Origin of the sequence: Sphingomonas sp. (assembly GCF_051962185.1) — a bacterium.
Lineage (GTDB): Bacteria > Pseudomonadota > Alphaproteobacteria > Sphingomonadales > Sphingomonadaceae > Sphingomonas.
Genome location: NZ_JBQCCN010000079.1, coordinates 1 through 6,847, shown reverse-complemented (window position 1 = coordinate 6,847; position 6,847 = coordinate 1). Strand labels below are relative to the sequence as shown.

5 protein-coding genes are annotated in these 6,847 nt (G+C 67.5%); 3 read left to right on the top strand and 2 right to left on the bottom strand.

All coding sequences use genetic code 11. From position 1 onward, the window contains the following. Positions 1-943: Gfo/Idh/MocA family protein (locus tag ACTHJR_RS05040; protein ID WP_440522032.1), on the top strand; the 943-nt coding region annotated here is incomplete at its 5' end. Positions 944-953: 10 nt separating this feature from the next. Then, positions 954-1,676: an SDR family oxidoreductase gene (locus ACTHJR_RS05035; RefSeq protein WP_440522031.1), complete on the top strand. Its 723-nt coding sequence runs from the start codon at positions 954-956 to the stop codon at positions 1,674-1,676. A 153-nt stretch (positions 1,677-1,829) separates the two neighbouring features. Here the strand turns inward: ACTHJR_RS05035 and ACTHJR_RS05030 are convergent, their stop codons facing one another. Next, entirely contained in the window at positions 1,830-2,624 is a 795-nt protein-coding gene (locus ACTHJR_RS05030) for a FadR/GntR family transcriptional regulator (protein ID WP_440522030.1), read from the bottom strand. A 229-nt stretch (positions 2,625-2,853) separates the two neighbouring features. Here ACTHJR_RS05030 and ACTHJR_RS05025 point away from each other — a divergent pair, with 229 nt between their 5' ends. Then, a complete protein-coding gene (locus ACTHJR_RS05025; RefSeq protein ID WP_440522029.1) occupies positions 2,854-3,903 on the top strand; it encodes a hypothetical protein in 1,050 nt (349 codons plus the stop codon). A gap of 9 nt (positions 3,904-3,912) precedes the next feature. On the opposite strand, the gene ACTHJR_RS05020 is transcribed toward ACTHJR_RS05025, so the two are convergent. Further along, the coding region (locus tag ACTHJR_RS05020; protein ID WP_440522028.1) for a glycosyl hydrolase at positions 3,913-6,847 on the bottom strand (2,935 nt) is incomplete at its 5' end.

Here is a 6,847-nt window from a genome sequence, read left to right as displayed (position 1 = left end):
GGCGGGCTTTCAGGTCGCCGGCCTGTTCGACCTCGACCAGGATCGCGCCCGCGCGCTCGCCGCGCGGTGGAACATTCCCCACGTCTTCGCCACGCTCCAGGAAGCCGCGCGGGCCGACGCCGTGTTCGACGTCGCCGCGCCCCCGGTCGCGCATCGCGCGATCCTCGAGGCGTTGCCGCGTGGCGCGGCGGTGCTGCTGCAGAAGCCGATGGGGCTCGACTTGGCCGAGGCGACCGCGATTCGCGATACCGCCCAGGCGCGCGGGCTGACCGCTTCGGTCAATTTCCAGTTGCGCTACTCGGCGACGATGCTCGCGATCGCCGACGCCATTCGGCAGAGCCGTCTAGGTGAGCTGGTCGAGGTCGAAGTGCGGATCAATCTCGTCACGCCCTGGCAGTTGTTCCCGCATCTCAAGCCCAATCCGCGGGTCGAGATCGTCAGCCATTCGATCCATTATCTCGACACTATCCGCGCGATGGTCGGCGATCCGCGGGGCGTGTTCGCCCGCAGCTTCGGCCACCCGAGCAGCGAGCTCGCCGACACGCGGACGTCGATCCTGCTCGATTACGGCGATCGACTGCGCGTATTGCTGTCGATCAACCATCACCACGATTTCGGCCGCCGCCACCAGGAAGCCAGCTTCCGCGTCGAGGGCACGGACGGCGCGGCGCAGGCCAAGCTCGGCGTGCTGCTCGATTATCCGGCCGGCGAGCCCGACGAGCTCTGGCTGGCGCCGCGCGGCGGGCCGTGGGAACAGGTTCCGCTCGCCGGGGCATGGTTCCCCGATGCCTTCATCGGCCCGATGGCCAATCTCCAGCGCTTCGCTGCGGGCGAGGACGATGTATTGGCCACGCGCGTCGACGATGCTTGGCGCACCATGGCGCTGGTCGAAGCCTGTTACCGTGCGGGCGATGTGCCCGGCACGCTTATCCCCCAATCTTGAGGACCAGAAATTGATCGACCTGACCGGAAAGACCGCCCTCGTCACCGCCGCCGCGCAGGGCATCGGGCGTGCCTCGGTATTGGCACTCGCCGCCGCCGGCGCGCGCGTCATCGCGACCGACGTCAACGAGGCTGGGCTGGAAGGGCTGGCCGGCGACCGGATCGAGACGCGCCGGCTCGACGTGCTCGACCCGCAAGCGGTCGCCGCGCTTGCCGCCGAGCCGATCGACATCCTGTTCAATTGCGCGGGCGTCGTCCACGGCGGCACGGTGCTCGAGACCAGCGACGCCGATCTCGATTTCGCCTGGCGGCTCAACGTCGTCGCGATGACCCGGACCTGCCAGGCGGTGCTGCCCGGCATGGTCGCGCGTGGCGGCGGCGCGATCATCAACATGTCGTCGGTGGCGTCGAGTGTGAAGGGCGTGCCCAACCGCTTCGCGTATACCGTGACCAAGGCCGCCGTGATCGGCCTGACCAAGTCAATCGCGGCCGATTTCGTCGGCCACAACATCCGCGTCACCGCGATCTGCCCCGGGACGGTGGAGACGCCGTCACTGCAGGATCGGTTGTCGGCGGGCGGCGATTACGACGGCGCCCGTGCCGCCTTCATCGCCCGCCAGCCGATCGGCCGGATCGGCGCGCCCGAGGAAATCGCGGATCTGGTCGTCTATCTGGCGGGCGCGACCTACACGACGGGGCAGGTGCAGATCATTGACGGGGGATGGGCGATCTAGGGGCGTTCGACGCTGGCAGAATCAAGCCGCCTCCCGGCGTGGGCCGGGGCCCAGCATCGATGAACTGGCGGCGGCGGGATGCCATTCGAGAAGACGCCGAAGCTGGGGCCCGGCCTTCGCCGGGGAAGCGCTAAGAGGGGCGGCGGCCGCCGGTCACGTAACCAGCCCGTCGTTCGCGCCTTTCACGCCGCGCACGATCACCGCCTCCATCGCCGCGGCGGCCCCTTGCGGGTCGCGCGCCTCGATTGCATCGACGATCCGCTCGTGCTTGCGCACCACCTCCTCGTGCCGGGCGAGGTCGCGCACAGGCGAGCTCAGCGTGAAGGATTCGACCAGCGCGGTCTCGATCACCGCCGACAGCGCGCGCATCAGCATATTTCCCGACGCGGCGCCGATCGCGCGATGGAACTCGAGATCGGCTTCGGCGAAGCGGCGCCGGCTGTCGGTCGCCTCTCCCATGTCGGCGATGCAGCGACGGAGATGCGCGATCACCGCCTTGTCGGCATGTTCGGCGGCGAGCGCGGCCGCACGCGGCTCGATCGCGCACCTGATCTCGGCGAGATCGTTGCTCAATTTCTCGTCGAACCCCTGGGCGACTTTCCACGCCAGGACGTCGGCATCGAACAGGTTCCAATGCGTTGCGTCGAGCACCTTGGTGCCGACCCGCGACTTCGACGCGATCAGCCCCTTCGCGGTCAGCGTCTTGAGCGCCTCGCGCAGCACGGTGCGCGAGATGCCGAACCGTTCGAGCACTTCGGTTTCGTGGGGCAATCGCGTGCCCGGCGCATAGACGCCCGAAATGATGTCGATCCCCAATGTGCGGGCGACCTGATCGTGGTTCGACCGCGCCTTGCGGTTGAATTTGTGGAAGCTGATTTCGGCCGCCATCGGCGCCGATGGGTCCGCCGGTTTGCGGCGTTTGGCTTGGCGCTCGTCGCGATCAGCCATCGTCCAACGTCCGTAGATCGATGATGATATTTGCCTCTCTGCTGCTCATTGTCCCACCCAGACTATGACGGCGAAGGCACATAAAGCAACGTCGCGAACCCGGTGCGAGGCCGAATAATGGTAATTCGTATGATAAATAACTTGGCCCACACGAGGACGGACGGTACGCTCGTGCCGCTGTCGGCGACCGCCGGCGATCGCGATCCGGGAGTAGATGATGGAGCGGCCAATGTTCGATCGGCGAGGCGTTCTCGGCATGGCGGCGGGGGCCGCGGGCGCGTTGGCGCTGCCCGGTCTGGCGCGCGCCGCGACCGATCCGGTGGCGCCCTATCGCACGCCGTACAAATATCCCAAGCTGATCCTCGGCGGATCGGGCGTCGCGGGAAGTTTCGACGAAAAAGCAGTCGATTGCCCATTCGTCTTCTCGGCCAACGGCAAGTTCTACCTGACCTATGTCGGGTTCGACGGCACCGGCTATCAGACTGGGATCTGCGAATCGACCGACCTGCTGAACTGGACGCGCAAGGGCATCATCCTCGCGCGTGATGCCAACGATCCGGTCACCCGCTACAATGTCGCGTGCGCGTCGATCCTGCGCGAGAGCGAACTGCAGTCGCCGGCGCGGCTGATCAAGGTCGGCGGGCGCTATCTCGCCGCATGGCATGCCTATCCGGGCGCGGGCTACGAGCAGGGCGCGGCGGTGATCGGCCTCGCCTGGAGCGACGACTTCATCCATTGGCAGCGCGGTCCGGTGATCCTGCGGCCGGAGGATGGCGCCGACTGGGAACGAGGCGGCCTCTACAAGCCCTATCTCGTGAAGGAGGGCGACAGTTTCTATCTCTATTACCACGCCAAGACGACCGGCACTCCGTGGTTCGAGCAGACCGGGCTGGCGACGTCGAAAGACCTCAAGACCTGGACGCGCCAGCCGAACAATCCGCTGATCCGCAATGGTCCCAATGGTGCGCCCGACGCGCGCTTCGCCAGCGACCCTGTGGTGGTGAAACATGCCGGGGAATGGGGCCTGCTCTATTTCGGGCGTGCCAATAACGGGCCCTGTCGCGAATTGCTCGCGCTGGGCCACACGCCGACCGCGTTCAAAAAGGTCGACGAGGTGCTGATCGACATCGGCGCGCCGGGCTCGATCGACGAGAAGTTCGCCCACAAGCCCGCCGTGATCTATCACGACGGCGCGCTCTATCATTTCTACTGCGCGGTCAGCGGCAAATGGCCCAACGACACGCGCGGCCTGGCAGTGGCGCGCTCCAAGCCTTGGTGATGGCGCGCCTTAGGCCAGCGGAATCAGGCGCGCGCTCCTCAACATGACCGGGCCGAGCAGCCCGGATTCGAGCAGCGGCGAGTCGGCCGAATAATGCTTCCACGTCGCGAAGGCGACGCGCTGGCCTTTCGGTTGCGGCCGCCCCTCGCGATACCAATCGGGCAGTGCGGCGATGCCGCCATCCCAACCGAACGCATTGACCGAATAGTCATTTTCGGTCGGGAAATGCTCGTCGCCGATCAGGCGATTGGGCCACAGATTGGTGACCTGTACCTCGAGCAGATTTTCGCCGGCGCGCACCGCATCGGTCACATCGAGGCGGAATGGCGGCTTCCACAATGCCCCGACCGGCTTGCCGTTGACGATCACGCGCGCGATGACCTCGACGCGGCCGAGATCGAGATAGAGTCGCCGATCGCCGCCGAGTGCGGAGGCCGGCACTGCGAACCGCGTCCGCCACGTCGCCGTGCCCGAAAAGTGCCGGACCCCGAAATCGGCGTGGCGATGCAGCGACGTCAGCCGATCGAGCGTGATCCCGGCCGGAGCGCCGAGATCGGGCGGGAAGGACACTTGCCATGGCCCGGCCAGGGCGGCCGGCGGCGCGATCGCGCCCGCATCGATCCTCCGATCGCCTAGATCGTAGCGACCCGATCGCCAGAGCAGCAGGCCACCGGCCGCGACGTCGCTCGCGGGCGGTTCGGCGGGCGCGGGAAGCGGTTCGGCGGCAAGGCGCGCGATCGCCGCCGCGTCGAGCACCGTCTTGTGCAGCATCAACCCCGCGACATCGCCCTCGAACAGGCGCGGCTGGTTGATCGTCACGTTGAGCAGGGCGTGAAGCTGCGCCGTCATCGGCACGCCGGTCGCGATCGGCTTGCCGTCGAGGAACAAGGCGGTGCGGCCGTCGTCCGCGGTCAGCGCTAGGTGGGTCCAGCCCGCGATCGGCGTCGGTGCGGCCAATATCGCGCGATAGCTGTCGCCAGCATTGGCGTACGCGATCACGCCGTTGCGTCCCGCGGACAAGGCTAGCGTCGCGCTGCCCTTGCCATAGACGGCGTCACCGGCGGGCGGATCGAGCAGGAAGCTGGCACCGGCGATGCCCAGCGTGTCCACGCTGCCGCCCCGGGCGAGCGCCACGGCGCGCGCCGCGATCAGTTTCGGATCGGGATTGGGCACGGCCATGTCCGGGCTGATCGGCCATAGCTCGACTTCGGGCTTGATCCACGCCGTCACGGTGAAGCGCCCACCGGCTTCCTCGCGCGCAGCGGCGGGATAGGCGGCAGTCTGCAGCAAGCTGTCGCCCGCTCCACGTAGCGCAACCGCGCCCGATCCCGCCGCAGGTTTGCGGAACACCACGAAGCACGACCCGGCCTCGTCGAGACGCAGCGCCACGCGGGTACGGCCGTCGGCCTGCTCATATACCGGGAGGGCGTGGGTTTTCCCGGTCATGGGGTCCCAGCATTCGGGCTGCCGCCCGGCGACGCGGAACGTGGCGACCAGTTCCTCGGGCCGCCGCCTGGCGTTGGACACGAAATAGATGTCGGCATCGGCGGTGCGGCGGTGGATCCAGTGGATCTTGGCGTCGCTGGCGCGCGTCGACAGGGCGACGTCGGCGGCGAGGCCGGCCTCGGCCAGTACGCGGTCGAGCGGCATGCCCCAGAACACGCGACCCTGGCCGCAGGTACGCGACGTCCGCGCCTTGCCGTCGAGATCGCCCCACAGGCCGCTCGCCAGCCGTTTTACCTCGGCGTCGTTGTTGGGATAGTCGCGAAGCCCGTGCGAATGCTCGACCCGCGGCCCGACCAGCCACATCCCGGCGCGGACCAGCTCGTCGATCTTGGCCAGCGTCTCGATCGTGACGCGCCGGTCGTCCGGCATCACCAATACCCGATAGCGCATGCCGTCAGGCAGCACGATGTGATTGCCCTCGATCCGCGCGCGCTCGTGCAGCACGTCGGCGCCGCACACGTCATAATCGTGCCCCGCCGGCACCGAATGCGGCAGCCTCGGCCGCGGGCCGGACAAGGTGGCGGCGATCGGCTCCTCGATGTCGACCGGGCATTGCACCGGCGAATTCTCGCCCGCGAAGAACAGGATGTCCGCGGCGAAATTGCCCGAGGTGAGCATATGCTGGCAGCGCGTGGCGTAGCTCAGCCACGGACCCGCTTCCTCGAACCAAGTATTGGTCCGCTCGAAATGGAATCCCCACGGACCCATCGTCATGCCCGGCCGCGCGGTCGGGTGCGGCTGTTGCGCATAGCGGTGGAAAACGAAATGGTTGAGGCCGAGCGAGTACATCTCGTCGCCCAGACCCTTCATCGCGTAGGGATGCTCCTGCCAGCGCGATTGCGCCGGACGGCCGGTAAACGATTCGGCCCCGACGAAGGTCTTGCCCTGGACGTGCGCGGTAGTCGCCGCGACCTTCACCGAATAGGCGGCCGCGCCGCCGCGTACCCAGAATTCGCCCATCAGCCGGTCGACCTTGGCGCCGGGGCGCTGGTCGTCGAACGGGCCGTTGCCATAGGGTTCGGTGTAGGACAGCAGGCCGTGCTGGTGGCACAGGTCGTGGAAGCGGCCGTAATAAAGGTCTTCCATCAGGATCGCGTGCAGGCGACGCATATCCCACAGGAAGCGCTCGGTGGTCTCCGGGTCGGCGACCAGCCGCCCGGTCAACGCCGGCATATATCTGGTCAGCGCATAGCCCCGCCGTTGCTCGAACTCGCGCGGCAGCTCCGCGGTCCAGTTCTGCATGCCGGTTTCGTAACTGTCGATCAGCACGCCCGCGAGCTCGCGCTTGCCGAGCCGTTCGAGCGCGGGAAGCAATTCGCGGAAATAGGTGTCGAAATGGAAGTCGAGCGCGGCGGCGCTGAACTTGTCGCATTCCAGGCCGATGCCCGCAGTCGCAGCCGAGACGTTGCGCGCGCCGGTCGCGGTATGGCCGAAGCGC

Bases quoted from the DNA above. Each gene is read 5' to 3' on its own strand.
- ACTHJR_RS05030 (WP_440522030.1), bottom strand. From the start codon at position 2,624: ATGGCTGATCGCGACGAGCGCCAAGCCAAACGCCGCAAACCGGCGGAC.
- ACTHJR_RS05025 (WP_440522029.1), top strand. From the start codon at position 2,854: ATGTTCGATCGGCGAGGCGTTCTCGGCATGGCGGCGGGGGCCGCGGGC.